Annotated in this window: 26 protein-coding genes; 16 read left to right on the top strand and 10 right to left on the bottom strand. The window is 75.2% G+C overall.

Annotation, left to right across the window (positions count from 1 at the left end):
* Positions 1 to 106 precede the first annotated feature (106 nt).
* Both MU522_RS03780 and MU522_RS03775 read left to right on the top strand, forming a co-directional pair.
* Positions 107 to 1372 (top strand): hypothetical protein, encoded by a 1266-nt coding sequence (locus tag MU522_RS03780; RefSeq protein ID WP_246992592.1) that lies wholly within the window; start codon positions 107 to 109, stop codon positions 1370 to 1372.
* Positions 1369 to 2001 (top strand): hypothetical protein, encoded by a 633-nt coding sequence (locus MU522_RS03775; protein WP_246992590.1) that lies wholly within the window; start codon positions 1369 to 1371, stop codon positions 1999 to 2001. The genes MU522_RS03780 and MU522_RS03775 overlap by 4 nt, the downstream gene beginning before the upstream one ends.
* Positions 2002 to 2108: 107 nt before the next feature.
* Here the strand turns inward: MU522_RS03775 and MU522_RS03770 are convergent, their stop codons facing one another.
* On the bottom strand, positions 2109 to 2609 hold the full coding sequence (locus MU522_RS03770) for an Hsp20/alpha crystallin family protein (RefSeq protein WP_246992588.1): 501 nt from the start codon (positions 2607 to 2609) through the stop codon (positions 2109 to 2111).
* A gap of 230 nt (positions 2610 to 2839) precedes the next feature.
* On the opposite strand from MU522_RS03770, the gene MU522_RS03765 reads away from it, so the two are divergent.
* On the top strand, positions 2840 to 3487 hold the full coding sequence (locus tag MU522_RS03765; RefSeq protein ID WP_246992586.1) for a dihydrofolate reductase family protein: 648 nt from the start codon (positions 2840 to 2842) through the stop codon (positions 3485 to 3487).
* Positions 3488 to 3521: 34 nt separating this feature from the next.
* Here MU522_RS03765 and MU522_RS03760 read toward each other — a convergent pair whose 3' ends face one another.
* The gene (locus tag MU522_RS03760) at positions 3522 to 4226 is read right to left on the bottom strand and encodes an ATP-binding protein (protein WP_240671280.1); all 705 of its coding nucleotides are present in this window, start codon (positions 4224 to 4226) and stop codon (positions 3522 to 3524) included.
* 218 nt (positions 4227 to 4444) lie between these two features.
* Here MU522_RS03760 and MU522_RS03755 point away from each other — a divergent pair, with 218 nt between their 5' ends.
* The 3 genes from MU522_RS03755 to MU522_RS03745 are packed head-to-tail and all read left to right on the top strand — an operon-like array spanning position 4445 to position 7339.
* Complete coding sequence (locus tag MU522_RS03755; RefSeq protein WP_246992584.1) at positions 4445 to 5122, top strand: response regulator transcription factor; 678 nt, start codon at positions 4445 to 4447, stop codon at positions 5120 to 5122.
* Complete coding sequence (locus tag MU522_RS03750; protein WP_246992582.1) at positions 5115 to 6470, top strand: HAMP domain-containing sensor histidine kinase; 1356 nt, start codon at positions 5115 to 5117, stop codon at positions 6468 to 6470. The genes MU522_RS03755 and MU522_RS03750 overlap by 8 nt, the downstream gene beginning before the upstream one ends.
* Before the next feature lie 56 nt (positions 6471 to 6526).
* Complete coding sequence (locus tag MU522_RS03745; RefSeq protein WP_246992580.1) at positions 6527 to 7339, top strand: PepSY domain-containing protein; 813 nt, start codon at positions 6527 to 6529, stop codon at positions 7337 to 7339.
* Positions 7340 to 7391: 52 nt separating this feature from the next.
* Here the strand turns inward: MU522_RS03745 and MU522_RS03740 are convergent, their stop codons facing one another.
* The 4 genes from MU522_RS03740 to MU522_RS03725 form a co-directional block, all read right to left on the bottom strand.
* The gene (locus MU522_RS03740; protein WP_246992578.1) at positions 7392 to 8159 is read right to left on the bottom strand and encodes an alpha/beta fold hydrolase; all 768 of its coding nucleotides are present in this window, start codon (positions 8157 to 8159) and stop codon (positions 7392 to 7394) included.
* A 14-nt stretch (positions 8160 to 8173) separates the two neighbouring features.
* Complete coding sequence (locus tag MU522_RS03735; protein ID WP_246992576.1) at positions 8174 to 8899, bottom strand: Pr6Pr family membrane protein; 726 nt, start codon at positions 8897 to 8899, stop codon at positions 8174 to 8176.
* Between the two features lie 84 nt (positions 8900 to 8983).
* On the bottom strand, positions 8984 to 9691 hold the full coding sequence (locus MU522_RS03730; protein WP_246992574.1) for a Pr6Pr family membrane protein: 708 nt from the start codon (positions 9689 to 9691) through the stop codon (positions 8984 to 8986).
* A 168-nt stretch (positions 9692 to 9859) separates the two neighbouring features.
* Positions 9860 to 10807 carry a hypothetical protein gene (locus tag MU522_RS03725; RefSeq protein ID WP_246992572.1) on the bottom strand — a complete coding sequence of 316 codons (948 nt, stop codon included), beginning with the start codon at positions 10805 to 10807 and terminating at the stop codon, positions 9860 to 9862.
* A gap of 260 nt (positions 10808 to 11067) precedes the next feature.
* On the opposite strand from MU522_RS03725, the gene MU522_RS03720 reads away from it, so the two are divergent.
* Positions 11068 to 13317: an AAA family ATPase gene (locus MU522_RS03720; protein WP_281440018.1), complete on the top strand. Its 2250-nt coding sequence runs from the start codon at positions 11068 to 11070 to the stop codon at positions 13315 to 13317.
* A 205-nt stretch (positions 13318 to 13522) separates the two neighbouring features.
* The gene (locus MU522_RS03715; protein WP_240671425.1) at positions 13523 to 14968 is read left to right on the top strand and encodes a sugar porter family MFS transporter; all 1446 of its coding nucleotides are present in this window, start codon (positions 13523 to 13525) and stop codon (positions 14966 to 14968) included.
* A 7-nt stretch (positions 14969 to 14975) separates the two neighbouring features.
* Here MU522_RS03715 and MU522_RS03710 read toward each other — a convergent pair whose 3' ends face one another.
* Positions 14976 to 16283, bottom strand: coding sequence for a cytochrome P450 (locus MU522_RS03710; RefSeq protein WP_246992570.1), 1308 nt, complete (start codon positions 16281 to 16283; stop codon positions 14976 to 14978).
* Positions 16284 to 16690: 407 nt separating this feature from the next.
* On the opposite strand from MU522_RS03710, the gene MU522_RS03705 reads away from it, so the two are divergent.
* Positions 16691 to 18229: a DEAD/DEAH box helicase gene (locus MU522_RS03705; RefSeq protein ID WP_246993427.1), complete on the top strand. Its 1539-nt coding sequence runs from the start codon at positions 16691 to 16693 to the stop codon at positions 18227 to 18229.
* 199 nt (positions 18230 to 18428) lie between these two features.
* Here MU522_RS03705 and MU522_RS03700 read toward each other — a convergent pair whose 3' ends face one another.
* Positions 18429 to 19397 carry an ROK family protein gene (locus MU522_RS03700; RefSeq protein ID WP_246992568.1) on the bottom strand — a complete coding sequence of 323 codons (969 nt, stop codon included), beginning with the start codon at positions 19395 to 19397 and terminating at the stop codon, positions 18429 to 18431.
* 121 nt (positions 19398 to 19518) lie between these two features.
* Here MU522_RS03700 and MU522_RS03695 point away from each other — a divergent pair, with 121 nt between their 5' ends.
* Complete coding sequence (locus tag MU522_RS03695; RefSeq protein WP_246992566.1) at positions 19519 to 20283, top strand: endonuclease/exonuclease/phosphatase family protein; 765 nt, start codon at positions 19519 to 19521, stop codon at positions 20281 to 20283.
* Between the two features lie 69 nt (positions 20284 to 20352).
* Positions 20353 to 21501 (top strand): SRPBCC domain-containing protein, encoded by a 1149-nt coding sequence (locus MU522_RS03690; protein WP_246992564.1) that lies wholly within the window; start codon positions 20353 to 20355, stop codon positions 21499 to 21501.
* An 18-nt stretch (positions 21502 to 21519) separates the two neighbouring features.
* On the opposite strand, the gene MU522_RS03685 is transcribed toward MU522_RS03690, so the two are convergent.
* A complete protein-coding gene (locus MU522_RS03685; protein ID WP_246992562.1) occupies positions 21520 to 22200 on the bottom strand; it encodes a YdeI/OmpD-associated family protein in 681 nt (226 codons plus the stop codon).
* A 142-nt stretch (positions 22201 to 22342) separates the two neighbouring features.
* On the opposite strand from MU522_RS03685, the gene MU522_RS03680 reads away from it, so the two are divergent.
* From MU522_RS03680 to MU522_RS03670, 3 genes are read left to right on the top strand one after another with little or no spacing between them, the layout of a single operon-like run.
* Positions 22343 to 23230, top strand: coding sequence for a hypothetical protein (locus MU522_RS03680; RefSeq protein ID WP_246992560.1), 888 nt, complete (start codon positions 22343 to 22345; stop codon positions 23228 to 23230).
* Between the two features lie 17 nt (positions 23231 to 23247).
* Positions 23248 to 23703 carry a phage holin family protein gene (locus tag MU522_RS03675; RefSeq protein ID WP_246993425.1) on the top strand — a complete coding sequence of 152 codons (456 nt, stop codon included), beginning with the start codon at positions 23248 to 23250 and terminating at the stop codon, positions 23701 to 23703.
* Complete coding sequence (locus tag MU522_RS03670; RefSeq protein WP_128190723.1) at positions 23700 to 24305, top strand: DUF3618 domain-containing protein; 606 nt, start codon at positions 23700 to 23702, stop codon at positions 24303 to 24305. The genes MU522_RS03675 and MU522_RS03670 overlap by 4 nt, the downstream gene beginning before the upstream one ends.
* Before the next feature lie 87 nt (positions 24306 to 24392).
* Here MU522_RS03670 and MU522_RS03665 read toward each other — a convergent pair whose 3' ends face one another.
* A complete protein-coding gene (locus tag MU522_RS03665; protein ID WP_246992558.1) occupies positions 24393 to 25442 on the bottom strand; it encodes a low specificity L-threonine aldolase in 1050 nt (349 codons plus the stop codon).
* A 120-nt stretch (positions 25443 to 25562) separates the two neighbouring features.
* Here MU522_RS03665 and MU522_RS03660 point away from each other — a divergent pair, with 120 nt between their 5' ends.
* Both MU522_RS03660 and MU522_RS03655 read left to right on the top strand, forming a co-directional pair.
* The gene (locus MU522_RS03660; protein ID WP_128190697.1) at positions 25563 to 25997 is read left to right on the top strand and encodes a hypothetical protein; all 435 of its coding nucleotides are present in this window, start codon (positions 25563 to 25565) and stop codon (positions 25995 to 25997) included.
* A gap of 145 nt (positions 25998 to 26142) precedes the next feature.
* Positions 26143 to 26415 carry a hypothetical protein gene (locus MU522_RS03655; RefSeq protein ID WP_246992556.1) on the top strand — a complete coding sequence of 91 codons (273 nt, stop codon included), beginning with the start codon at positions 26143 to 26145 and terminating at the stop codon, positions 26413 to 26415.
* Positions 26416 to 26514 lie beyond the last annotated feature (99 nt).

Here is a 26514-nt window from a genome sequence, read left to right as displayed (position 1 = left end):
ACCGGCCGAGCAACCGCAGGTGGGAACCGGAACCCCGAGCGTTCCCTGCCCGCGAGGCGAGCGGATGCTGGGCCGGAGATGCGGGCCGGATGCCATGATGCTGACCGTGACCGACCCCGCCGCCCCGCCGCCGCCGGGCACCGACACCCCGGTGCCGGCGGACGCCGCGGCGCGCGCGGCCGCCGCGGGTCGCGCTCGGCAGGTGTCGGCGGCGTCGGCGCCGGGCCGTGATCGGCTCGTGCCCGCGACCGCGATCGAGAGCCGCGCCGCGGAGCGCGCACGGCTGCGGCGCGAGCGCCTCAGCATGCCGGGGATGGTCGTGGCCGGGTCCATCGTGCACGGCTCGGTCGTCTCCGGCGCCTTCGTGCCCGGCGCGGCGCCGCCCGTGCCCAACCCCGCGGCCGGCATGGCCGGGGGAGCGCGGGTGATGCCGCCCGGCCTCGTGCCGGCGGTCGCCGACTCGATGCCGCCGCGGCTCGTGCCGCAGCAGTGGGGGCCGCAGCCCGGGCCGTACGGGATGGTCTACGGCGGGGCGCCCTACGGCACGCCTCCCACCGGGCCGCAGCAGGGCACCTTCGCCGTGGCATCCGCCGCGTACGCGGGCCATCAGGGTCGGCCCGTGCCCTACGGCGCGGCGCCCTACCCGACCGGCTCCTCCTCGCCCGGGCCCTACGGCGCCGGGCACTACCCGCCCGCGCCGATCTTCATCGTGCCCCCGCGCATCCGCTGGACGACCCCGCAGCGCCGCGCGGCGATCCTCGGCTCGTGGGCGGGCCAGACGGTCATGGCGCTCGCGACGCACTTCCTCACCGCGTTCGTGCTCATCGTCGGGTTCGCGTTCCTGCTGCACATCTCGGGCGAGCCGGTCGACGAGTTCGAGGCCGACTCGTGGACGGCGATCGTCTCGCGCTGGTCGATGCCCGACCGGGTGTGGGCGACCGCGCTCATCGGCCTGCTGCTCGGCGGCGTCGGGCTCGCGCTCGGCTGGCTGCTGAGCGCCCTCTGGGCGCGCTCGGCGGGACTCGCGAAGCCGCACCGCTCCGCGTGGCTCGCGTGGCTGTGCACGACCGCGGCGACCGGCTTCGTCGGCATCATGCTGTGGCCGCTCGTGCTGTTCGGCGGCATGATCTCGGTGATCGCGAGCTCGTCGTCGTCGCTCACGATCGGGTCGATGTGGTCGATGCTGTTCTGGGCGATGGCGCTCGCGGTGGTGCTGACGGGGCTCGTCGGGCTGCTGTTCGGCTGGCTGTTCCTCTCGACCGCGAGGCCGCGGGTCGACCTCGTGGGCCTCATGGCCGAGGAGGAGGCGCGGCAGCGGGCCGCCGACGAGGCCGAGCTCACGGCCGTGCGGCTGCGCGGGGAGCCCGCGTGAGCCCACGCCCGCGCACGGCGGCGCGGCCGGATCCGCTGCGCCCCGAGCAGCGCGCCGCGGTGCGCGCGGCCGGCGCGACCGGCCTCGCGCTCGTCGCCACCGGAGCGGGCCTCGCGTGGGGGCTGCTCGTCGTCGCTATCGTGCTCGCGGTGCTGCGCGCGGCGGTCATCGACCTGTTCGACGACCGCGAGTGGGGCATGGCGGTCGTGCGCTGGATCGAGGGGCTCGACGCGTCGTGGCTCGTGCCGATCGTGCTCGCGCTCGTGCTGCTCGCGGTCGGCCTCGTCGCGCTCGGCGCCTGGTGGAGCACGCGGCGGATGCGCCGGGCCGGCGTCGTCGGTGCGGCCGCGGTCACGCTGCGGGGCGCGGCCCTCGGCACCGGCCTGCAGACGGTGCTGTCGACGCTGTCGAGCTGGCTGCTCGGGCTGCTCCTGCTGCTCACCGGCGTGGTCGGCGCCTGGATCGTCGCGGCGCTCTGGGTGGTCGCCGGGGCGGCGCTGTCGGCGCTCATCGGCTGGCTCGCCGGGCCGCGCACGTGGCTCGCGATCGCGCGGCGCGAGGCGCGGCGGGCGACCGCGACCGCGGCGGTGCCGGGCGGACCCGGGCGGCGCGCGCTCCCGCCGGGGTAATCCGGACGGGACCCCGCAGCGGCGGGGATGCTCCGGACATGACGCGGCGCCCCCGTCCGCAGACGAGGGCGCCGCATCCGTCGCGTCAGGACCGCGTCACGGCCGAGTCAGGACTCGGTGCTGGAGCCCGCGGCCGCCGGCGTCTGGCTCGGCGCCGCCTGGTTCTCGCCCGAGCCGCCCGCGCTGATCTGCGACTGGCGGTCGCGCTGCTCCACCGTGATCTTGCGCGGCTTCGCGCGCTCGGCGACCGGGATCGTGAGCATCAGCACGCCGTGCTCGTACGACGCCTCGATCCTCTCGAGGTCGACGTCGCTGCCGAGGCCCAGCTGCCGCATGTAGCGGCCGGCGGGCCGCTCCTGCGCGAGCCACTGCGCGCCGTCGGCGGAGCCGATCGTGCGCTCGGCCTGGATCGTCAGCGTGTTGGCGTCGACGTCGAGGTCGATCGAGCCCGGGTCGACGCCCGGCAGGTCGACGTTGACGATGTAGTGGTCTCCCGCGCGGTAGAGATCCATCGGCATCCAGCTCGACGAGCGCTCGGTGCCTCCGCTCGTCAGCAGGCGGGCGGCCATGCGGTCCATCTCGCGGAAGGGATCGAAGGTCAGTGCCATGACAACCACCTCCTCAGCTTCGGGCCGTCGCCCCCATGCGACGGTCCCCGGTGTCTGTGGCAGCCCCTCGGAGCGTGCCCCGCGGAGCATCTCGATTTTAGCACTCTCGGTGGGAGAGTGCCAGATCGCGCAGACCGCTCCCACCCTTGCGCGCGGGCGCCTCGCCGCCCATGCTCGATACCGTCGCCGCGCTCGGGCACGGGCGCGGCACCGAGGCGAGGGGGCCGAGCATGCGACTGGTCGCGCACGAGTTCATGACGCTCGACGGCGTCATGCAGGGCCCCGGCGGCGCCGAGGAGGACACCGCGGGCGGCTTCCGGTGGGGCGGATGGGTCGCACCGGCGTTCGACGAGACCGTCAGCTCGGTCGTCACCGGCTGGTTCGAGCGCACCGACGAGCTGCTGTTCGGCCGCACGACCTACGACATGATGGCCGCCTACTGGCCGCTCGTGACCGACCCCGCCGACCCGGTCGCGCAGCGGCTCAACACCGCGCCGAAGCACGTCGTCTCGACGACGCTGCGCCTCGAGGACGCCCCGTGGGAGCGCACGGCGTCGGTCATCGCCGCCGACGTGCCGCAGCGCATCCGCGATCTCAAGGCGCTCGGCGACGGCGAGCTGCAGGTGCACGGCTCGTGGCAGCTGCTGCAGACGCTGCTCGACGAGGGGCTGCTCGACGAGCTGCGGCTCATCGTCTTCCCCGTGGTCGTCGGGCGAGGCAAGCGGCTCTTCGACGACGTGCAGCGGCCGTCGGGCTTCGAGGTGGCGGATGCCCGGGTCGCGCCGAGCGGCGCGGTGGCGATGACGCTCACGCCGGCGCCGTTCCGCACCGCGACCTACGAGGTGGTCGACGGCAAGGAGGTCATGGTCGAGGAGTAGCCGTCGTCGGCCGTCGGGGTCGGTGCCGCCCGCGTCAGTCGCCGCGCGCGGCCCGCGCGAGCAGGCGCCCGGCCGAGCGCACGCGCACGGGCCGGCAGCCCGCATCCGTCAGCCCCTTGACGATCGCCGGCTCGCGGCTCGCCAGGATGAGCCCGCGCTTCACGAGGAACGCGGGGCTCTTGCGGCGCTCGCGGAGGTCGCGCGCGAAGCGCAGGCCCATCGTCACCCAGCGCGAGCGCCGCACGCAGATCGCGTCGGCGAGGATGCCGCGCCGCTCGGCCTCGGCGACGACCTCGGCGACGAAGATGCCCTCGGCGACGAAGAGCGAGGCGCCCTCGAGCGCCACCTCGTGCACGCCGGCGGATGCGCTGCGGGAGATGTCGTAGACGGGCGCGGCCGTGCGGCCGGTGCGGGCGAGCTCCTCGAGCGCGGCGAGCGCGCGGTCGCGGTGCCACGAGTCCGGGTGGTCCCAGTCGACCTCGCCGGTCTCGAGCCGCGGGAGCTCGGGGTCGTCGCCCTCGCGGTAGTAGTCGTCGAGCCGCAGCAGCGGCAGCCCCGAGCGCTCGGCGATGCGCGACTTGCCGGAGCCGGAGGCCCCGCCGATGAGCACGACGCGCGCGAGGGGCTCGGCGTCGGCGGGCATGGGCTCCATCTTCCCACGACGCGGCGCGCGCTGCCGCCGCTCGCGCCCGTGCACGTGCACGTGCACGCGCAGCCGGGCCCGACCGCGGTCGCGCACAACGCAAGCCCGCCCGGCGGCTTCGGCGGCGATCAGGGCGACCGCCCCGCACCCGCCGCGGAGATCGCCGTGGGAGCTTGCGTTGTGCGGAGCGCGGAGCGCAGAGCGAGGAGCGCGGAGCGCGGAGCGAGGAGCGCAGACGTCGGGGGAAGCGCGGCGAGGCGGCGAGGGGCGCGGCGTTCAGCCGCGCGTCAGTCGCCGGCGGCCATGCTCGACGCATGCGGGTGCTCCTGGTCGACGATGAGGCGCGGCTCGCCGACGGCATCCGCCGCGGCCTCCTCGCCGAGGGCATGACCGTCGACGTCGCCCACGACGGGGTCGACGGACTGTGGCGGGTGCGCGAGTTCGCCTACGACGTCGTGCTGCTCGACGTGATGATGCCCGGCATGAGCGGCTACCGCGTCTGCCAGACGATGCGCGCGGAGGGCATCTGGACGCCCGTGCTCTTCCTCACCGCGAAGGACGGGGAATGGGACGAGGTCGAGGGGCTCGACACCGGCGGCGACGACTGGCTGACGAAGCCCTTCTCGTTCCCCGTGCTCGTCGCGCGCATCCGCGCCCTCGAGCGCCGGGGCGGCCGCGAGCGGCCGGTGGTGCTCGAGGCGGGCGACCTGCGGCTCGACCCCGCGGCCCGCACGGTGCACCGCGGCGACGAGCGGCTCGACCTCAGCGCCCGCGAGCTGTCGGTGCTCGAGCTGCTCATGCGGCGGCGCGGCGAGGTGGTGACGAAGCGGCAGCTGCTCGACGACGTCTGGTCGGAGGACTTCGACGGCGACCCGAACATCGTCGAGGTCTACGTGGGCCGCCTGCGCCGCAAGGTCGACCGGCCGTTCGGGCGCGAGGCGATCGAGACGGTGCGCGGCGCGGGCTACCGGCTGGCGGCCGACGGTGGCTGAGCGGGCGGCGCCCGAGCCGCGCCCGCGCCGGCGCGCGTCGATCCGGCTGCGGATCACCGCCGCGGCGGTGGCGGTGGTCGCGGTCGCGCTCGGCCTCGGCGCGACTGCGCTCGTCTGGACGCTCGAGCGCATGCTGCAGGCGTCGGTCGGCGAGCAGCTCGCCGACGAGCTCGATGCGCTCGCGCAGGGCGTCGACGAGGGCACCATCCAGACCGCCGCGCTCGTGCAGCGCGACGACGACGTGCTCGTCGCGCTGCGGTCGACCTCGGGGGTCGTCGTCAACGCCGACGCGGCCGCCGAGCTGCCGGTGCCTACGGGGCGCGAGCCGCTCACCGCGACGGTGGCCGGCGAGCGCTACGTGGTCGTCGCGGCGGATGCGGCCGGCGGCACGATCGTCGTCGCGCGCTCCCTCGCGACCATCGACGACGCGGTGCGCTCCTCGACCGCCCTGCTCGCCGTCGCCGTGCCGCTCGCCGTCATCCTGGTCGCGACCGTGGTCTGGATCGTGGTCGACCGCGCGCTCTCGCACGTCGACCGCATGCGCGCGCAGGTCGACGAGATCGACGCCGCAGGGCTCGACCGGCGCGTGGAGACGACGAGCCGCGGCGACGAGCTCGACCGCCTGGCGACGACGATGAACCGCATGCTCGCGCGCGTCGAGGCCGACGCGCTCTCGCGCCAGCGGTTCGTCTCCGACGCCTCGCACGAGCTGCGCTCGCCGCTCGCGTCGATGCGGCAGTTCGCCGAGCTCTCCCGCACGCACCCGGACGCGGTGGCGCCCGGCGAGCTGTCGGAGGTCGTGCTGCACGAGGGCGAGCGGATGCACGGGATCGTCGAGGCGCTGCTGCTGCTCGCACGCCTCGACGAGCACGCCGCCGGCCAGCGGCAGGCGGTCGACCTCGACGACCTCGCGCACGAGGAGGTCGCGCGCGTGCGCGCGCTCGGCCGCGCCGTCGACGGCACGGCGGTGCGCGCGGCGCCCGTCGTCGGCGACGCGCGGCTGCTGGGTCGCGCCTGTCGCAACCTGGTCGACAACGCCCTCCGCCACGCGCGCGGGCGGGTCGCGCTCGGCTCGGTCGTGCGCGACGGTCGCGCGATGCTGTGGGTCGACGACGACGGCGCCGGCGTGCCGGAGGGCGAGCGGGATCGCGTCTTCGAGCGCTTCGTGCGGCTCGACGAGGGCAGGGCCCGCGACGACGGCGGCTCGGGCCTCGGCCTCGCGATCGTGCGGCAGGTGGCGCGCGCGCACGGCGGCGACGCGTGGGTGACGAGCGCACCCGCAGGCGGCGCCAGGTTCGTCATCGAGCTGCCGGCCGCGCCCGCCGCGCGCGACGAGCCGGGTTCCTGAAGCGCCGTTCAGCATCGTTCAGTCCCGCGTCAGCGCCCGACGGGGAAGGTGGAGCCATGAGCAACGAGCACACCCCAGACGACCGCAGCGACCAGACGCCCGGCGACCCTCACCGCGAGGCGCCCATCGGCGCCGACGACCCGACCCCGCGCCACCCGGAGGCGTCCGCGGCGTCCGCCGACGCATCCGCCACCGCGCAGCACGAGACCGCCGCGGCGCCTGCCGCCCCGCGGCGCGGGCGCGGCATCCTGAAGCCGATCCTCATCGGCACCGGCGCGGCCGCCGTCGTGCTCGCCGTCGCCGGTGTGGGCATGTCGATCGCCGACGCCGTCGACGACGGCGACGACCCGGCCCCCGGCGCATCGACCTCCGAGTCGGCGGGGCCCGGCGGACACGGCGGCGATGACGACCACGACGACGGCCGCGGCGGCGACCGCGACGACGACGACGCATCCGCAGCCCTCGACGGCTCGGTGCCGACCGAGCCCGGCGACCTCGTGGCCGCGATCGAGGCGGCGCTCGAGGCCGCGGGCGGCGGGGACGCGACGAGCGTCGAGCTCGAGCGCGACGGCTGGAAGGTCGACGTGCTGCTCGCCGACGGCGGCGAGGTCGAGGTGCGGGTGCCCGTCTCCGGCGACCCGGTCGTGCGTGCCGACGACGACGGCGACCGGTCGAGCGACCTGCCGCTCGACCCCGAGCGCGTCGAGCAGATCAGCGACGCCGCGATCGCGGCCGCGGGCGGCGGCGTCGTGACCTCGATCGAGACCGAGGAGAGCGGCGACGTGCGCTTCGAGGTCGAGGTCGTGCGGGACGGCCAGGAGGTCGACGTCGAGCTCGCCGACGACCTCTCGGTGCTCGCCGCCGACTGAGCGGCCACCGCGGCTCGACCGGGCCGGCCACCGCCTTCGCGCGGCGGCCGGCTCAGTCCGCGTCGTCGAGGAAGCGCTCGAGGAGGCCCGTCATCACGGCGGGCTGCTCGGAGTGCACCCAGTGCCCCGCGCCCTTGACCGTCACCCGGCGCACGCGCGGGAACCGCGACTCCATCTCGTCGCGGAACTCGTCGCGCACGTAGCCGGAGTCGGCGCCCGCGATCCACAGCACCGGCCCCTCGTAGACCGCGTCGGTCTCGGGGAAGCCGCGCAGCGCGTCGAGGTCGCGCCGCAGCACCTCGAGGTTCGGCAGCCACCGCCAGCCCTCGCCGTCGCGCTGCAGGTTCTGCAGCAGGAAGGCGCGGATGCCCGGGTCGGGCACGGCGGGCGCGAGGGCGGCGTCGGCGTCGGGGCGGGAGGCGATCGCGGCGAGGTCCATGCCGAGCATGGCGTCCATGAAGCCGCGGAACTCGTCGCTCGATCGGTAGGAGACGGGCGAGACGTCGACGACGCAGAGCCGCTCGACCCGCTCGGGGTGGCGGAGCGCGGCGAGCATCGCCGCCTTGCCGCCCATCGAGTGGCCGACGAGCGCGGCCGGCTCGTCGATGGTCGCGGCGACCGCGTCGGCCATCTCGGCGTAGTCGACCCGCTCCGTCCACGGCGAGCGGCCGTGGTTCGGCATGTCGACGAGCGTCACGCGGTGCCGGTCGGCGAGCGCCTTGCCGATCTGCATCCAGTTGCGGCCCTGGCCGAAGAGGCCGTGGCAGAAGACGACCGGCGAGCCGGTCTCGCCGAGGCTGGTGGTGTGGAGCTCGCTCACCCGCCTCACAGTACTCACGCGGCGGAGGAGCGCCGCGCCCGGGCGCGCGCGATCGCGACGAGCGCGGCGCCGCCGAGCAGCACGGTCGCCGCGATGACGGCGCTCATGATCGCGACCCCGCCGTAGCCGGTGTCGTAGCCGGCCGGGTCGAGGAACGGGTACGGGTACCAGTACGGGTTGCCGGTCGCCTGGTCGAGCGTGGCGGGCCCCCGCAGCAGGGTGTAGGCGAGCCACACGACGGGGAAGATCGCGACGATGGCCAGGTCGGCGAAGCGCACCTGGCGCGGGCGGCTCGCGAGCCAGTCGACGAGCATCCACACGGGCGCCACGAGGTGCAGCACCTCGTTCGACCAGCCGAGCGTCGCGCCCTGCGGCAGCTCGATGCCGCGCAGCGGCGTGTTGTAGACGATGCCGGTCACGACCATGTACGTGGTCGCGCACAGCACCAGCACGTCGAAGCGCCGACCGATGCGCGGGCGCCCGAGCTGCGCGGCGACGAGCACCGCGAGCACGACCATGGCCAGCACGTTCGACTCGATCGTGAAGAAGCTGAAGAAGTTGAGCAGGTCGAGCGGGATCGACGCGTCGCCGCGCGCGGTCCAGAAGGCGACGCTCGTCATGAGCTGTCCGACGATGGCCGCGAGGATTGCGAGCGCCATGACGGCGCGGCCGACGAGCAGGAGGCGGCGGATGCGCGAGGCCCGGATGGGCGTGGTCGCCTGCGTCTGCGAGGCCGTCATGCGCGCTCCTGGGCTCGGCACGGCGTCGAGGGCGGGCGCCCTGGCACGTCACCCGCGAGCCTAGCCCGCGTCGCCGTGGCCGGGTCAGCCGCGGTGGAGCGACCGCCGGCGCGCGATGGCGATCAGGCCGCCGGCGACGAGCAGCAGCGCGGCCGTGATCGCGAGGCACGTCGTGGCGACCCCGAAGGCGCCGTTGTCGTAGGTCGCGGGATCCAGGTGCGGGTACCAGTAGGGGTTGCTCGCCGCCTCCTCGGGCGTGCTCGGGGCGCGCAGCAGCGTGTAGCAGAGCCACGCCGCCGGGAACACCAGGACGGCCGCGAGGTCGCGCCGGTGCACGTCGCGCGCTCCCGCGGTCACGACCCAGTCGACGAGCATCCACACCGGTGCGATGACGTGCAGCACCTCGTTCGCCCACACGAGGGTCGCGCCGTCCGGCAGCTCGATGGGGCGCATGAGCGCGTTGTAGACGACGCCCGTGACGACCATGCAGGTGGTCGTCGCGAGCAGCACGACGTCGAAGCGGCGACTGAGACGGTCGCGCCGGGGCAGCCCCAGGGCGAGTGCGATGAGCAGGACCATCGACGCCGTGTTCGACAGCACGGTGAAGAGGGAGCCGTAGGCGACGAGGTTCACGGCGAGGTCGGTCGCCCCGCGTTCGCCCCAGAACTGCAGGCTCGTCAGCAGCTGCCCGAGGAGCGCGGCTGCGATCAGGGCCGCCATGCCGAGGCGCGCCATGAGGAGCGTGCGGCTGCGGAGGTCGCTCGTGACGCGGACGTCTTCCTTGACAGTCATCCACCTCACCCTAGGCGGGGCCCTGCGCGGCTCCGAGCCGGTGCCCGCCGCGTTGAGCCCGGCTTGAGGCGATCTTGAGGGACGACCGCGCGCGGATGCGGATGCCGTCCACAGCATGCGGATGCCGGTCGGCGAAGCGCTCGCCGACCGGCATCCGGGTGTGTCGCGCTACCTGCGCGCGGTGGAGGCCACCTCGAAGCCCGCGCGGTCGACCCGGCGGTGGAAGCGCATGCCGGCGAGGCCGCCGAGCACGGCGCCGATGAGCGCCACGACGGCGACGACGAGCGCCGAGATGATCGCGGCGGTGGCCGCCTGGTCCTCGGGCAGCGGCAGCGTCGGCATCGAGCCCGGCGGCACCGCGAAGTTCTGGCCCGCGACGAGGCCGACGATGGCGGCGAGGATCGCGATGACCACGGCCCACACCCACACGGCGACGCCCTGCTTCGCTCCGTCGAACCGGGCCATCCGCCCGGCCACGTACCCGCCGCAGTAGTAGCCGATGAACCAGATCGCCAGCAGGATGACGATGCCCCAGATGCCCGTCGCGTCGAGGTTCTGCTGCGCGTCCTCGACGACGTCGTCGACGCCGCCCGACAGCGATGCGACGAGCGCCGCGATCGCCGCGGCGAGCGCGGTGAGCAGCACGACCGCACCGGTGGCGGTCAGCCAGCCGAAGAAGGCGGAGCCGACCTTGACGCCGCCGAACCGCTCGCGCTCGCGCGCGACGACGACCTCGCGGTCGTGCCGCGGGTCGACGCCCAGCGGCTCGTCGACGACCCGTCGCTCCCGCACGTCGGCGACGCCGTCGCCGTCGCGATCGCGGTCGCGGTCGGCGAGGTCGTGCCGTCGCTCGCGCACGTCGGCGACGCCGTCGCCGTCGCGATCGGTCAGGTCGTGCCTGCGCTCGCGCACGTCGGCGACGCCGTCGCCGTCGCGGTCGCGGTCGTGCCGCGGCAGCTCGCGCGTGCGCTCGTCGTGCTCGGCCGCGATGCGGCGGTCGCGGTCGTCGGTCGGGTCGAGCGGCCGGTCGGCCGGGTGGCCGGCGGCGCGCCGGTCTGCATCGGAGGGGTAGGGCTCGCCCCGACGGGCGGGGTCCTCAGGGCCGGTGGTGGTCATGTCGCTCTCCTCGCCTCGTGCACGTCTGCGTGCTCGATCGGCCGTCGTGGACGGCGTGGTGTCCCCCAGTATCGGGCGCGAGGCGGCTCCCGCCCCGTTTTCCCAGACGGCGTCCAGGCTCGGGCGACGAGCCGCGCGCTCGCGCGGCAGACATCCCTCTAGGCAACGCACCGCATCCGGAGTAAACTTGAGTCAACACCACTCAAGTTTGAATGCGAGGGTCGCCGGGGGAGGCGGGCAGCGCACGAAGGGGGAACCACATGGCACGGATGGGCGGCATGATGCCCGGCCAGGACGACCAGCAGTCGGCGCTGGAGCAGTTCGGCACCGACCTGACCGCGATCGCGCGCGCAGGCCGGCTCGACCCGGTGATCGGGCGCGACAGCGAGATCCGGCGCATCAGCCAGGTGCTGTCGCGGCGCACGAAGAACAACCCCGTGCTCATCGGCGAGCCCGGCGTCGGCAAGACCGCCGTCGTCGAGGGCCTCGCGCAGCGCATCGTCGCCGGCGACGTGCCCGAGAGCCTCAAGGGCAAGTCGCTCGTCTCGCTCGACGTCAACGCGATGATCGCGGGCAGCAAGTACCGCGGCGACTTCGAGGAGCGCATGAAGAACGTGCTCGCCGAGATCGCGAAGGCCGAGGGCCGCATCATCACGTTCATCGACGAGCTGCACATCATCATGGGCGCCGGCGCCGCCGAGGGCAGCCAGGGCGCGAGCAACATGCTGAAGCCGATGCTCGCGCGCGGCGAGCTGCGCATGATCGGCGCGACCACGCTCGACGAGTACCGCGAGTTCATCGAGAAGGACGCCGCGATGGAGCGGCGCTTCCAGCAGGTGTACGTGGGCGAGCCGAGCGTCGAGGACACCGTCGCGATCCTGCGCGGGCTCAAGGAGCGCTACGAGGCCCACCACAAGGTGACGATCGCCGACAGCGCCCTCGTCGCCGCCGCATCCCTCTCCAACCGCTACATCACCGCCCGGCAGCTGCCCGACAAGGCGATCGACCTCATCGACGAGGCGGCGAGCCGGCTGCGCATGGAGATCGACTCGGCGCCGACCGAGATCGACCAGCTGCGCCGCACCGTCGACCGCATGGAGATCGAGCGGCTCGCGCTCAAGCGCGAGAAGGACGACGCCTCGAAGGAGCGCCTCGCGCAGCTCGAGGAGACCCTCGCGGGCCTGCGCGCCGAGCTCGCCGAGCTCGACCAGCGCTGGCAGGCGGAGCGCTCGAGCCTCAACCGCATCGGCGGGCTGCGCGAGCAGCTCGACGAGCTGCGCAGCCGCGCCGAGCGGGCGCAGCGCGAGGGCGACCTCGAGCGCGCCTCCCGGCTGCTGTACGGCGAGATCCCGCAGGTCGAGGCGCAGCTGAAGGCCGCCGAGACGAGCGCGGCCGAGGCCGGTGCGCGCATGGTCGGCGACCAGGTGAGCGCCGACGACATCGCCTCCGTGGTCGCCGCGTGGACGGGCATCCCCGTCGGGCGCCTGCTGCAGGGCGAGACCGAGAAGCTGCTGCGGCTGGAGGACGAGCTCGCCGAGCGCGTCGTCGGCCAGCGCGAGGCGGTCTCGGCGGTCGCGGATGCGGTGCGCCGCACGCGCGCGGGCGTCTCCGACCCCGACAAGCCCACCGGCTCGTTCCTCTTCCTCGGTCCCACCGGCGTCGGCAAGACCGAGCTCGCGAAGGCGCTCGCCGAGCTGCTCTTCGACGACGAGAAGGCGCTCGTGCGCATCGACATGTCGGAGTACGGCGAGAAGCACTCGGTCGCGCGCCTCGTCGGCGCCCCTCCCGGCTACATCGGCTACGAGCAGGGCGGGCAGCTCACCGAGGCGGTGCGCCGCCGCCCCTACTCGGTGATCCTCATGGACGAGGTCGAGAAGGCCCACCCCGAGGTGTTCGACCTGCTGCTGCAGGTGCTCGACGACGGCCGGCTCACCGACGGCCAGGGCCGCACGGTCGACTTCCGCAACACCATCCTCATCCTCACCTCCAACCTCGGCTCGGCGTTCCTCACCGACCCGACGGTGCCGAAGGCGCAGGGCCGCGAGCAGGTGATGGGCGCGGTGCGCGCCGCGTTCAAGCCGGAGTTCGTCAACCGCCTCGACGACATCGTGATCTTCGACGCGCTCTCGCCCGACGAGCTCGGCGCGATCGTCGACATCCAGGTGCACGGCCTCGACCGGCGCCTGCGCGAGCGCCGGCTCACCGTGGAGGTGACGGATGCGGCGAGGCAGTGGCTGGGGGAGCGCGGCTACGACCCGATGTACGGCGCACGGCCGCTGCGCAGGCTCATGCAGCGCGAGATCGACGACCGGCTCGCGCGCGCGCTGCTCGGCGGCGTCGTGCGCGACGGCGACACGGTCGTGGTCGACGTCGCGCCGGGCGGCTCGGGCCTGTGGGTGGGCCCGGCCGGCGCCGAGCGCCCCGCCCAGTGGTCGTTCGACGCCGACACGGTCGACGACGTCGACGACATCGACGTGGTGGAGGGCGAGCCGCTCGACGACGACCGCTGACGCGCGGCGCCGCCGCGCCTCAGCACAACGCAAGCCCGCCCGCCGGATCCTGCGGCAGGATCCGGCGGGCGCGGCTGCGCGCCGCTGATCGGGCGCCGCGGGCTTGCGTTGTGCGCCGCGGGTGGGAGGCGCCGGGACGCGGCACCGCCCGCGACACGGCATGATCGTTCGGGTGCGCCAGCGCACGGGAACCGGAGGAACGATCGTGGCCGTCGCCTCGCACCTCGATGCCGAGGTCGCCCTGCCGCCGCTCACACCCGGCCCGCACCGCGCCCGGCTGGGCGTCATCTCGATCGTCGCGTGCTTCGGCGGGCTGCTGTTCGGCTACGACACGGGCGTCATCAACGGTGCGCTGCGGCCGATGAGCGCGGCGCTCGGCCTCGACGCGCTCACCGAGGGCGTCGTCACGAGCTCGCTCGTCTTCGCCGCTGCCGTCGGCGCGCTCGTCGGCGGACGGCTCTCGGATGCGCTCGGCCGGCGCCGGATGCTCGTCGCCCTCGCGGTCGTGTTCTTCGTCGGCACGGTCGTGCTCGTGCTCGCGCCCGGCTTCGAGGCGGTCGTGGCCGGCCGGGTGCTGCTCGGCCTCGCGGTCGGCGGCGCGTCGACCGTCGTGCCGGTGTACCTCGCCGAGCTCGCGCCCTTCGAGATCCGCGGCTCGATCTCGGGCCGCAACGAGGTCGCGATCGTCGTCGGCCAGCTCGCGGCCTTCGTCGTGAACGCGATCCTCGGGAGCGCGCTCGGCCACCTCGACGGCGTCTGGCGCATCATGTTCGCCGTCTGCGCGCTGCCCGCGATCGCGCTCTTCGTCGGCATGCTGCGCATGCCCGAGTCGCCCCGCTGGCTCGCGGCCCGCGGCCGGCACGACGAGGCGCTCGCGGTGCTGCGCACGGTGCGCGCCGACGACCGCGCGGTCGCCGAGCTCGCCCAGATCGAGCGTGCGGGCGCGCTGCCCGACGGGAGCCGCCGCGACCGGCTCCGCCTCGCCGAGGTGCTGCGCATCCCGTGGCTCCGCCGCATCCTGCTCATCGGCATCGGGGTGGGCGTCGCGCAGCAGCTCACCGGCATCAACTCGATCATGTACTACGGCCAGACGGTGCTCGTGGAGTCGGGCTTCTCGGCCCAGGCGGCGCTCATCGCCAACGTCGCCCCGGGCGTCATCGCGGTGGTCGGCGGCCTCGTGGCGCTCGCGATGATGGATCGCCTCGACCGCCGCACGACGCTGCTCATCGGCTTCTCGCTCACCACGCTGTGCCACGTGCTCATCGGGGTCGCCTCGGTCGCGCTCGAGCCGGGGCACCCCATCCGCCCCTTCGTGATCCTCGCGCTCGTGGTGGCCTTCGTCGGCGCGATGCAGACGTTCCTCAACGTCGCGACCTGGGTCTACCTCTCGGAGGTCTTCCCGCAGCGCATGCGCGGGCTCGGCATCGGCATCGCCGTCTTCGCGCACTGGCTCGCGAACGGCGCGATCGCGCTCGGCTTCCCGTCGCTCATCGGGGCGGTCGGGATCACCGGCACGTTCTTCCTCTTCGCGGCCGTCGGCGCGGTCGCGCTCGCGTTCATCGCCACGCAGGTGCCCGAGACGCGCGGCCGCTCGCTCGAGCGGCTCGAGCACGAGCTCGCCGCCGGCAGGCCGCTCGCGCGCCGCCGCTGACCGCGCGTCAGTGGAACGGGCAGCGCGAGCCCGACCGGGCGGCGGATGCGGCGCGCACGACGCCGCCGGAGGCGGGCTTCGTGGGCAGGCGGCGCCGGCTCACGTGCAGCCGCTCGCCGAGGATCGACAGCCGCGGGTCGCTGAGCGCGGCGATCGCGGCGGCGAGTCCCGCGATGGCGATCTTCTCGCCCGGGCAGCGGTGGCCGGTCGACGGGTGCCCGCCGCCGTGCGGGATGAAGGCGGCGATCGCCTCGAAGTCGTCGACGCCGACGAAGCGCTCGGGGTCGAACTCGTCGGCCCGCTCCCACGAGCGCTCGTCGGTGTCGGTGCCGAGGATGTCGATGAAGACGCGCCCGCCCGCCTCGAGCCGCTCGCCGTCGAGCTCGACGTCGACGATCGCCTCGGCCGGCAGCATCGGCACGAACGGGGCGGTGCGGCGCACCTCCTGCGCGAAGGCGGTCGCGAGCGGGCCCTCGGTCAGGCGGCCGCGCTCGGCGGTCTCGGCGGCGATGCGCTCGCGCCAGGCCGGCCGGTCGTGCAGCTCCTTCGCGGCGAACGCGACGAACCGCGCGACCGCGATCGTCGGCCGCAGCACGTTCTGCAGCTCGACGCCCGCGAGCCGCGCCGCGAGCAGCTCGCCGTCGGGCCCGCGGTGCCACGCCCACTCGTGGAGCGCGGTGCCCTCGGCGGCCTCGATCGTGCCGGCGCGCGCCGCCTCGATCAGCTCCTCCGCGTGCCGGTCGCACCACCGCCGGTTGAGCGCGGCGAGCAGGAACTCCGGCGAGTAGGGCACGCCGAACCCGTCGACGATCTGCGCCTCGCGCGCCGCCCAGCGCGTCTTCGCCTCGGCGGTGCCGGGCAGGCCGGCCCAGCGCATGATCGCGCGGCCGAGCGCGCCGACCGCGGCGTCGTAGGCGGAGCGCTCGCCGCCCGCGACCCACGCGTCGACCTCCGCCCGCCACTCCCGCTCGAGGTGGGGCAGCAGGCGCTCGACCTGCGCGTCCTCGTAGGCGACGTCGAGGAACGTCGCCTTGCGGTGGCGGTGCGCCGCCCCATCGAGGGAGTGCACCGAGCCGTGCCCGAAGAGCGTCTCCTGCACGAACGCCGGCATCGCGCCGTGCCGGCGCATCCGCTCCTCGTCGTAGAACAGGTCGACGCCCTCGGCGCCGCGCACGAGCAGCGAGGGCCGGCCGAGCAGCCGCAGGGGCACCGCCCGGGCGGCCGCCCCGCGGGCGCGGCGCCAGATGTGGGCGCCGAAGTCGTAGCCCTTCGCGACGAACGCGAGGGTGTCGTCGGAGGTGGGGGCGTTCGCCATGGGGTCCGTCCTTCCGTCCCGCCCGACGCTAGCCCTGCCGCCTGACCGCGCCCCGAGCGGCCTCCGGCGTCGGCCCTGGCCGATGTCAGACCCCACCTGCTAGGCTGGTCGCACTGCGTGAGCCGGGCGTCGAAGCCCCTCACCTGCGTCGTTGAACGCTCCTCTCTCCATCCGGCTCCCGGATGTCGATGAACCTTCCACGGCGAACGATCGCGGCCACCGCCGCGCTCGCCGAATCTGCGTCGACGCATCCACCCAAGAATCCGCCTGCACGAGTGTGCAGCGACCACGGATGCGCGCGCACGCTCACAGAAAGAGCAACCTTGACCGACATCACCACCACCGCGCCCACGCCGACCTTCGCCGAGCTGGGCGTGCCCGCCAAGCTCGTCACGGCCCTCAAGGCGATGGACCGCGAGCACCCGTTCCCGATCCAGGCCGACACCCTGCCCGACACGCTCGCAGGCCGCGACGTGCTCGGCCGCGGCAAGACCGGCTCCGGCAAGACCCTCGCGTTCGCCATCCCGCTGGTCGCCCGCCTCTCGGGCGAGCTCGCCGGCGGCGGCCGCCGCAAGGGCCTGCCGCTCGGCCTGGTGCTCGCGCCGACCCGCGAGCTCGCCACCCAGATCGCGGCGACGATCGCACCGCTCGCCAAGGCATCCGGCCTCACCGTCACCACCATCTTCGGCGGCGTCTCGCAGCGCCCGCAGGAGCAGGCGCTCCGCGCCGGCGTCGACATCATCGTCGCCTGCCCGGGCCGCCTCGAGGACCTCATCAACCAGGGCGTCGCATCGCTCTCGGCGATCGAGATGACCGTCATCGACGAGGCCGACCACATGGCCGACCTCGGCTTCCTGCCGGTCGTCACGAAGATCCTCGACAAGACCCCCTCCGGCGGCCAGCGCATGCTGTTCTCGGCGACCCTCGACAACGGGGTCGACAAGCTCGTCAAGCGCTTCCTGCAGAACCAGGTCATGCACTCCGTCGACGAGGCGCACTCGCCCGTCGCCGCGATGACGCACCACGTCTTCGAGGTCGCGCCCGACGACAAGAACCTGCTCGTGCGCCGCCTCGCCTCGGGCGAGGGCCGCCGCATCCTCTTCACCCGCACGAAGCACCAGGCGAAGAAGCTCGCGAAGCACCTCACCGCGTCGGGCATCCCCGCCGTCGACCTGCACGGCAACCTGTCGCAGAACGCCCGCGACCGCAACCTCGCGCAGTTCTCCGACGGCACCGTGCGCGTGCTCGTGGCGACGGATGTCGCCGCCCGCGGCGTGCACGTCGACAACGTCGAGCTCGTGGTGCACGTCGACCCGCCCATGGAGCACAAGGCCTACCTGCACCGCTCGGGCCGCACGGCGCGCGCGGGCTCGGAGGGCGACGTCGCGACCGTGATGCTGCCCGCGCAGCGCCGCGACACGATGACGCTGCTGCGGAAGGCCGAGATCTCGGTGCCCGCGCAGATCGTCACCGCGTCGTCGGATGCGGTCGACCAGCTCGTCGGCCCGTACGCCCCGCACGTGGCGCCGGTCCCCGGCGGCCCCGGCTCCGGCAACGAGATCCAGCAGCCGCAGGGCGCAGGCCGCTCGGGCGGCGGCCGCGGCCGCGGTCGCGGCAGCCGTGACGGCGTCGCGGGCTCCGGCGCGCACGGCGCCGGCGCCGGCACCGCCCGCTCCGAGCGTCCCCGGAAGGACCGCTCGGGCCGCCCCGAGACCAAGGGCGGCGCCGGCGCTGCCGGCGGCCGCGGCGGCCAGGGCGGCGGCGCCCGCTCGGGCGGCGCGCGCTCCGGTCAGCCGGCCCGCCAGGGCGGCCGCTCCGGCGGCCAGGGCGGCGCACCGCGCGGCGGCTCGTCCGTGGCGTGGTCGTCGACCGGCGGCGGCTCGCTGCAGTCCGGCGGCAGCGCCGGCGGCGGCTCGCGCCGCGCCCCGCGCCGCGCGCAGGGCTGACGCCTCACCGCACCCCCGCGCATCCGCGCATCGAACGGCCCTCGGCTCACCGCCGGGGGCCGTTCCGCGTCTGCGGGCCGCGCTTCCCGCGGCAGATGTAGGGCCAACGGCGGCCATCGCGCGCGGATGGCAGCCTTTGGCCCTGCATCTGCAGCGGAGTGGCGGGGGAGCGAAGGGGCGCGCGGAGCGAGGCCCGGGCTCAGCGCGACGCGAGCACCGCCGCGCCGATCGCCGCCGCGTGGTCGCCGAGGCGCGCGAGCTCGAGCCGGCGCGGCTGCGGCACGCCCTGCAGCGGCGCGTGCGCGGCGAGCTCGCGCTCGATCACCGGCAGCAGCAGGTCGGCGGCGGCCAGCATGACGCGGCCGCCGAGCACGACGACCTCCGGGTCGAAGGCGGGCAGCAGGCGGCGGAGCCCCGCCGCCACGGCCCATCCGGCCCGCTCCATGACGGCGAGCGCCGTCGCATCCCCGGCCCGCGCCGCGCGCTCGAGGTGCAGCGCCGTCGGGCGGCCGCCCGGCGCGAGCGCCACCGCCGCCGGCACCGCCGCCGCGTCGCGCGCGAGCGCGTTGCCGCCTGCGTAGGCCTCGATGCAGCCGCGCGCCGTGCACGAGCACACCGGCCCCGACTCGTCGACCGTCACGTGGCCGAGCTCGCCGGCGAGGCCGTGGGCGCCGAGCAGCGGCCGCCCGTCGGCGACGAACGCGCCGCCCACCCCGGTGCCGAGCGCGATGAGGATCGACGAGGACGCATCCGCCGCCGCGCCCATCGCCGCCTCGCCGACGAGGTAGCCGTTGGCGTCGTTGTCGATCGTGACCGGCACGCCGAGCCGCTCGGCGAGCGCCGAGCGCAGCGCGAAGTCGCGCACGCCGAGGTGCGCGGCCCAGATGATCGACTCGCGGTCGCGCGGCATCCACGCGGCGATCGCGAGGCCGACGGCGGCGACGGGCGGGCGGCCGAGGTCGGCCAGCTGCGCGTCGAGCTCGCGGACGGCGCCCTCGAGCGCGTCGAGCAGCGCCTCGGGGCCGTGGATGCGGTGGGGCCGGTGGGTGCGCACGAGCACGTCGTCGAGCGCGCGGGCAGGGGTCGCCGAGGCGCCGCCGCCGGGGCGCGCGGCGAGCGCCACCCCCGCGATCTTCGTCCCGCCCACGTCGAGGCCTGCGATCGTCACGCTCCCATCCTGCCGTGCCGCAGCGCTCGCGCGGCCCGGGCGGCGCATCCGCCGACGACGCATCCGCGCGCCGCGCCCGAGCATCCCTCGCCTCCGGGCCCGCAGGCGGCAGGATGGCCCCATGCGGCTGGCGACCTGGAACATCCTGCACGGCAGGACCCACGCCGACCCCGCCGTCGACGAGGACCGGTTCCGCCGCGCGATCGCCGACCTCGACGCCGACGTGCTCGCGCTGCAGGAGGTCGACCGCGGCCAGTCGCGCTCGGGCCACATCGACCTCACCGCGGTCGCGGCGGAGGCGATGGGCGCCGCGGCATCGCGCTTCGTGCCGACCGTCATCGGCGATCCCGCACGGCCCTGGCGGCCTGCGGGCGACGACGACCTCGACGCGACCGCCGACGCCTACGGCATCGCGCTGCTGTCGCGCTACCCGGTGCTGCGCTGGCACGTGCACCGGCTGCCGCCCGCGCCGATGTTCCGGGCGCCGGTCGTCGACCCCGAGACGCATCGCGTGGTGTGGCTGCGCGACGAGCCGCGCGCGATCGTCGCGGCGACGATCCGCACGCCGCACGGCGTCTGGACGATCGCGTCGGCGCACCTGACCTTCGTGCAGGGGACGAACGCCCAGCAGCTGCGCCACGGGATGCGGTGGCTGCGCACGCTGCCCGGCCCTCGCGTGCTCATGGGCGACCTGAACCTGCCGCCCGGGATGGCACGTCGCGTGGCGCGCGCGCGGCTGCTGGCCCGGGGCGCGACCTACCCCTCGCACCGCCCGCTCGTGCAGCTCGACCACGTGCTGAGCGCCGACCAGCTGCCGCCGTCCCGGCAGGCGCGCGCGCCGCGACCGGCGTTCTCCGACCACCTGCCGGTCGTCGTCGACTTCTAGCGGCCGCGGGCAGACGGGCGGGCCGCCCGACGGGATGCGCGGCTCGCGCCGCCGGGGCACACTGGAGCCATGCGGATCCTGGTGACAGCGTTCGAGCCGTTCGGCGGCGACCCGGAGAACGCGAGCCTCGAGGCGGTGCGGCGGCTCGCCGACGCGTGGGCGGCCGACCCGCAGCCGGGCGCCGAGCTCGTCACCGGCACGCTCCCGGTCGCCTTCGGCGCCGCGGGCCCGGCGCTGCGGGCGCTCGTCGACGAGCATCGGCCGGATGCGGTGCTCGCGGTGGGCGAGGCGGGCGGCCGCAGCGCGATCACGCCCGAGCGGTGGGCCGTCAACGAGGACGACGCGCGCATCCCCGACAACGCGGGCGACCAGCCGCGCGGCACCCCGATCGACCCCGCGGGCCCGGCCGGGCGGCCCTCCGGCTTCGACGTCGATGCGCTCGTCAGCGCGATCCTCGCGGTGGGCCTCCCCGCCGACGCGAGCGACGACGCGGGCCGGTTCCTCTGCAACCACGTCGCCTACCTCGTCGCCGGGCTCGACGTGCCCGGCGGCTTCGTGCACGTGCCGGCGGTGCGCACGAGCGGCACCGCGGGCGTCGGCGACGAGACCGACCCCGGCGCCTCGGCCGACGCATCCGCCATCACCCACGAGGGCAGGCGGCTCACCTTCGACGACCTCGCGCTCGGGCTCGCGGCCGCCGTGCGCTCGATCGCGCACGGGGACAGCGCGGCGCACGAGCACGCGCGCGAGGCGCCGCGCGTCGACCGCGCCGGCACCGTCATCGCGGCGGCGCCCGACCGCGTCTACGCGGCGCTGCTCGACGCCGAGGCGCTCACCGCGTGGCTGCCGCCCGAGGGTGCGACCGCTGTGATCGAGGGGCTCGACGCGCGCGAGGGCGGCGGCTTCCGCGCCGTGCTGCGCTTCGACGACCCGGTCGACCCGAAGACCGATGAGGCGACGGATGCGTCGCGGGTCACGTTCGTCGAGCTCGTGCCGCACGAGCTCGTGGTGCAGCGGGTCGCCTTCGAGTCGGCCGAGGAGCGCTTCCGCGGCGACATGCTCATGACGTGGCGGATGCAGCCGGTCGCGGCGGGCACGCGGGTCACGGTCTCGGCGGCCGACGTGCCGCCGGGCATCTCGCCCGAGGACCACGAGCTGGGGCTCGGCCAGTCGCTCGCGAAGCTCGCCGCGTACCTCGAGGGGCAGCGGGGCGGCTAGCGGGGGCGGCAGCGGCGCTCAGTCGGCGCTGGCTGCTCCGGCGGCGGCCGCGGCGCGCTCGACCCAGCGCGGCGTCTCGCCGTAGCGCTGCGGCGGGATGAGCCGGCCCGCGGCGGAGTCGTCGGCGAGCTGCCGCGCGCGCTGCTCGCGGGTCGCCTCGCGCTTGGCGCCGAGCACCCAGGCGACGGCCGTGCGGCGGTAGCCGGCCGGCGCCTCGGCGAGGAACGCGCGGGCGGCCGCCGACGCGTCGAGGTGCTGCTGCAGCTCGGGCGGGAGCCGCTGCTCGGCGCGCTCATACGCGTAGACGCCCGTCGCCTCCTCCCGCCTCGCCTCGAACGCCGCGATGCCGGCGGGGCGCATCCGCCCCTCCGCCAGCAGCCGCTCGACGTGCGCGACGTTCACGGCCGACCAGGTCGACGAGCGCTTCCTGGGCGTCCAGCGCTGCCGGCGCGCGTCGCCGTCGATGCGCTGCGAGAGCGAGTCGATCCAGCCGAAGCAGAGGGCCTCCGGCACCGCCTCGACCCAGGTGAGGCCGCGCGGCTCGACGTGCTTGGCGCTGAGCCCCATCCAGAGCTCGGCGGCGGTCTCGTGATGCGCCTCGAGCCACGCGCGGAACTCGGCCGCATCGCGGAAGAACACCGCGGGTCGCTCGGCCGAGCCGCCCGGTGTGCCGATGCGTGCGGATGCGTCGCTGGCCATGCGCTCAGCATCGCACCGACCTGCGACCTGGAGTTGAACCCTGGGAGACAGCCAGTTGACTTCCAGGAATGGGGGACGACTATGGGGGACAAGTCAGTGCCATCGGAGGCACCGCCTCCACGTCAGACGGAATGGATGGATCATGACCGACGCATACCAGCCCAACGACCAGCTCCACCGACCCGGCGGCATCCCGCCCGAGGCGGAGGCGGTCTTCGGAACCCCGACCGTGCCGCCGACGCGAGCGCCCGGTCAGTCGGAGCACAGCACGAAGGACACCGCGAAGGAGGAGGCCGCGCACGTGCGCGACACCGCCGCGGACGCGGGCCGCAACGTGGCGGGCACCGCTAAGGAGGAGGCCCGAAACGTCGCCGGCGAGGCGAAGCAGCAGGCGCGGCAGCTGTGGGACCAGACGATGCACGAGGCGCAGGGCCAGGCGAAGGCGCAGACGCAGCGCGCGGCCGACGGCATGCACACCTTCGGCGGCGACCTCCGCAGGATGGCCTCGGAGTCCGGCCAGCACGGCCTCGCGGCGCAGCTCGCCGGCGAGGTCGGCGACCGCGTCGACGCGGCGGCGAACTGGCTCGACGGGCGCGAGCCCGCCGACCTGCTCGATGAGGTCAAGCGCTACGCGCGCCGCCACCCCGGCACCTTCATCGCCATCGCCGGCGTCGCCGGACTCGTCGTCGGCCGGCTCACGCGCGGCATGATCGGCGACGCGCAGGACCAGGCGAAGGGCACCTCGACCGCCCGCCACGCCGACTCCACCTCGGTCGCGGGCATCCGCTCGCCGGAGGCCCGGCCCGGCGGCTCGACGCAGGGCGTCGTCACCGACTGGGACGTCCCGGCGCAGACAGGCCACCAGCCGCACGGCACCGGCATCCCCGCGAGCACCGGCATGCCGGGCAGCACGGGCATCCCGCCGGCCACCGGCGTGCCGACGGCCACGCCCAGCGGCGTCCCCACGACGGGCACCGGTGTCCCCGGCAGCCAGGGCGACCCGACCACGCGGAGGGAGGGCGGACTGTGACCGACCCCACCACCGGCATGCGCGGTGCGCACGCCGCCCATGAGGATCCCGCCGTCGCAGCGGCCGAGACGCCCGCGGAGGAGCGGGCGGCCTCGCAGTCGCTCGGCGACATCGTCGGCGACCTGATGCGCGACACCTCGACCCTCATGCGCCAGGAGATCGCCCTGGCGAAGGCCGAGGCCAAGGAGCAGGCCACCCGTGCGGGCAAGGGCGCGGGGATGCTCGGCGGCGCCGGCTACGCAGGCGGCCTCGTCATCCTGTTCCTGTCGCTCGCGCTCATGTTCGCGCTCGGCGACTGGCTCGAGCACCTCGGCTGGGGCGCGCTCATCGTGGGCGTGCTCTGGGCGATCGTCGCCGCCGTGCTCTACACGCAGGGCCGCAAGGAGCTCGCGAAGGTCGAGCCCATGCCCGAGACGGTCGACTCCGTCAAGCACATCCCCGACATCACGCACACGAAGGAGGAGAACCGATGAACGAGACACCTGAGGAGATCCGCGCGCGGATCGAGCGCACCCGCGCCGAGGTCAGCGGCGACGTCGACGCACTGGGCGAGAAGGTGTCGCCGAGCGGCATGGTCGGTCGCCAGACCGAGCGCATCAAGGGCCGGTTCGGCGACGTCAAGGACCGCGTGTTCGGCGTCGACGACCACGACCCCGGGGCCGTCGGGCGGATGGGCGACGACGTGCAGGGCGCGATCGGCCACGCCGGCGAGAGCGTCCGTGACGGCGCCGACCGGGCCGTCCGCAAGGCGAAGGGCAACCCGCTCGCCGTCGGCCTCATCGCCTTCGGCGTCGGCGCGCTCGTCGCCTCCCTCATCCCCGCGAGCGACAAGGAGAAGGAGGTCGCGAGCAAGGTGAAGGAGGGCGCCCAGCCCCTCGTCGACGGCGCGAAGGATGTCGCCCAGGAGATGGGCGAGCACCTGAAGGAGCCCGCGCAGCAGGCGGCGCAGTCCGTGAAGGACACGGCGCAGCAGGCCGGCGAGCACATCAAGGGCGACGCGCAGTCGGCCGCCAAGGACGTGCAGGACGACGCGCAGCGCGCACGCCAGCACGTGCAGGACGAGGCACAGCGCTAGCCGCTCCGCCGCACGACCCGAGGCCCCGGCGGAGTACCGCCGGGGCCTCGTCGTGCGCCGGCCGCGTCGCGTCGGACGGGCGCGCGCCTACGCGCCGACGGCCTCCCGCACGGCCTGCGCCAGCGCATCCACGTCGTCCTCGGTCGTGTCCCACGTGCACATCCAGCGCACCTCGCCGGCCGGGGCGTCCCAGTCGTAGAAGAAGAAGCGCTCGCGCACCCGGCCGGCGACGCCCTCGGGCAGCCGCGCGAAGACGCCGTTCGCCTGCGTGGGGTAGGCGAACCCGACGCCGGGCACCTGCTCGACCGCGGCCCGCAGGCGCGTCGCCATGGCGTTGGCGTGCGCGGCGCTCTCGCGCCACAGGTCGCCCTCGAAGAGCGCGACGAGCTGCGCCGAGATGAAGCGCATCTTCGACGCGAGCTGCATGTTGAGCTTGCGGAGGTACAGGAAACCCTCGCCAGCGCCCTCCGAGAGCACGACGACCGCCTCGGCGCCCATCGCGCCGTTCTTCGTGCCGCCGAGGGAGAGGATGTCGACGCCCGCGTCGGTCGTGAACGCGCGCAGGTCGGTGCCGAGCGAGACCGCCGCGTTCGACAGCCGCGCGCCGTCGACGTGCAGCAGCATGCCGCGCTCGTGCGCGTGGTCCGCGATCGCACGGATCTCGTCGGGGGTGTAGAGCGTGCCGAGCTCGGTCGACTGCGTGATCGAGACCGCGAGCGGCTGGGCCCGGTGCTCGTCGCCCCAGCCCCACGCCTCGAGGTCGATGAGCGCAGGCGTGAGCTTGCCGTCGGGCGTCGGCACGGTGAGCAGCTTCATGCCGCCGACGCGCTCGGGAGCGCCGCCCTCGTCGACGTTGATGTGCGCGCTCTTCGCCGCGATCACCGCGCCCCACCGGGGCAGGAGCGACTGCAGCGCGAGCACGTTCGCGCCGGTGCCGTTGAAGACCGGGAACGCCTCGGCGGCGTCGCCGAAGTGGCCGCGCACGACCTCCTGCAGCCGCGCCGTGTAGTCGTCGGCGCCGTAGGCGGTCTGGTGGCCCCCGTTGGCCGCGGCGACGGCCGCGAGCACGGCGGGGTGCACGCCGGAGTAGTTGTCGGAGGCGAACCCGCGGCGATCCGCGTCGTGGAGCTGCTGCACGGAACGATCCTCGCAGACGAGCTGATGGGTGCGCGTGCAGGAGCTTCGCGACAGAATGCGGAGCAGGGAGACCCGCGGGCCGGCGACGACGCCGGAGCCGCGCGACGATTGGAGGAGCGCATGAACCACGCATCGCAGCCAGGGAAGCACGGCCGGCACGACGAGCACGAGCACGAGCACGAGCACGTCGAGCACGGCCACGAGGGGCACGAGCACCACGGCGAGCACGGCCACCACGACGAGCACGGGCACCACGACGAGCACGGCCACCACGTGGCCGGCACGCACCTCGACGACGACGCCGACTCGCCGGTCGAGGGGCTCGGCTCGCAGTCCGACGGCTCCGGCTCGCCGGTGCGCGACGCCGCGTCGCCGGCCGAGGGCGCGCGCGGATCCGCCGGCGACGGCGCCACGCAGGATGCCGCCTCGCCCGCGCAGGGCCTCGGCCCGTCGCCCACGGGCGAGGGCTCGCCCGTGCAGGACGCCGACTCGCCCGAGCACGGCACCGGTCCCGCGGTCGTCGACGAGGCGGAGCGGCACGACCCGCGTCACTGAACCGCAGGTGGGCGCCCGGCGCCGACGGCCCACGTGCCGTCGGCGGCGGCGCGCCCGCTCAGGCTCGGCACAGGTCGAGCGACCACACTGCCGGGCGCGGGAGCAGCGGCGCCCTCCGGCGCCGACCGCGAGGAAGGGAGACCGGATGCCCGAGCGCATGGACGCAGGACAGCACCCGACCGACCAGCACGTGCCCGACGAGCGCCCGACCGACCCGGGCGAGTTCGAGTTCGCCGAGCAGCGGCCGGACCAGCCCGTCGCCGACCACGGGGCGGACGACGTCGCGAGCGAGGCCGAGGGCCTCAGGCCCCACGACGGGGCCGACGTGCCCGGCGCGACGCGCCACCTCGACGCGGGCGTGCACCCGCACCCCGTGCCGGCGCCCGACGAGCAGGAGCAGGCCGACCCGCTCGGCTGACGCGACGACGCCCCGGTGGCCGGGCGCGCGCATCCGCGTCCGCCCGGCCGCCTGCGACCGGCCACCGGCTGACGTCGAGCCGGGCCGCGTAGCCTGCCC

The organism is Agrococcus sp. SCSIO52902 (assembly GCF_022983135.1).
GTDB classification, from domain to species: Bacteria; Actinomycetota; Actinomycetes; order Actinomycetales; family Microbacteriaceae; genus Agrococcus; species Agrococcus sediminis.
This window is presented reverse-complemented; position numbering and strand designations above follow the sequence as displayed.

Excerpts from the sequence above, each read along its gene's own strand:
- MU522_RS03770 (WP_246992588.1), bottom strand. The coding sequence starts at position 2,609 with ATGGCACTGACCTTCGATCCCTTCCGCGAGATGGACCGCATGGCCGCC.
- MU522_RS03765 (WP_246992586.1), top strand. The coding sequence starts at position 2,840 with ATGCGACTGGTCGCGCACGAGTTCATGACGCTCGACGGCGTCATGCAG.
- MU522_RS03755 (WP_246992584.1), top strand. The coding sequence starts at position 4,445 with ATGCGGGTGCTCCTGGTCGACGATGAGGCGCGGCTCGCCGACGGCATC.
- MU522_RS03745 (WP_246992580.1), top strand. The coding sequence starts at position 6,527 with ATGAGCAACGAGCACACCCCAGACGACCGCAGCGACCAGACGCCCGGC.
- MU522_RS03735 (WP_246992576.1), bottom strand. The coding sequence starts at position 8,899 with ATGACGGCCTCGCAGACGCAGGCGACCACGCCCATCCGGGCCTCGCGC.
- MU522_RS03730 (WP_246992574.1), bottom strand. The coding sequence starts at position 9,691 with ATGACTGTCAAGGAAGACGTCCGCGTCACGAGCGACCTCCGCAGCCGC.
- MU522_RS03725 (WP_246992572.1), bottom strand. The coding sequence starts at position 10,807 with ATGACCACCACCGGCCCTGAGGACCCCGCCCGTCGGGGCGAGCCCTAC.
- MU522_RS03720 (WP_281440018.1), top strand. The coding sequence starts at position 11,068 with ATGGCACGGATGGGCGGCATGATGCCCGGCCAGGACGACCAGCAGTCG.
- MU522_RS03710 (WP_246992570.1), bottom strand. The coding sequence starts at position 16,283 with ATGGCGAACGCCCCCACCTCCGACGACACCCTCGCGTTCGTCGCGAAG.
- MU522_RS03705 (WP_246993427.1), top strand. The coding sequence starts at position 16,691 with ATGGACCGCGAGCACCCGTTCCCGATCCAGGCCGACACCCTGCCCGAC.
- MU522_RS03695 (WP_246992566.1), top strand. The coding sequence starts at position 19,519 with ATGCGGCTGGCGACCTGGAACATCCTGCACGGCAGGACCCACGCCGAC.
- MU522_RS03690 (WP_246992564.1), top strand. The coding sequence starts at position 20,353 with ATGCGGATCCTGGTGACAGCGTTCGAGCCGTTCGGCGGCGACCCGGAG.
- MU522_RS03685 (WP_246992562.1), bottom strand. The coding sequence starts at position 22,200 with ATGGCCAGCGACGCATCCGCACGCATCGGCACACCGGGCGGCTCGGCC.
- MU522_RS03680 (WP_246992560.1), top strand. The coding sequence starts at position 22,343 with ATGACCGACGCATACCAGCCCAACGACCAGCTCCACCGACCCGGCGGC.
- MU522_RS03675 (WP_246993425.1), top strand. The coding sequence starts at position 23,248 with ATGCGCGGTGCGCACGCCGCCCATGAGGATCCCGCCGTCGCAGCGGCC.
- MU522_RS03670 (WP_128190723.1), top strand. The coding sequence starts at position 23,700 with ATGAACGAGACACCTGAGGAGATCCGCGCGCGGATCGAGCGCACCCGC.
- MU522_RS03660 (WP_128190697.1), top strand. The coding sequence starts at position 25,563 with ATGAACCACGCATCGCAGCCAGGGAAGCACGGCCGGCACGACGAGCAC.
- MU522_RS03655 (WP_246992556.1), top strand. The coding sequence starts at position 26,143 with ATGCCCGAGCGCATGGACGCAGGACAGCACCCGACCGACCAGCACGTG.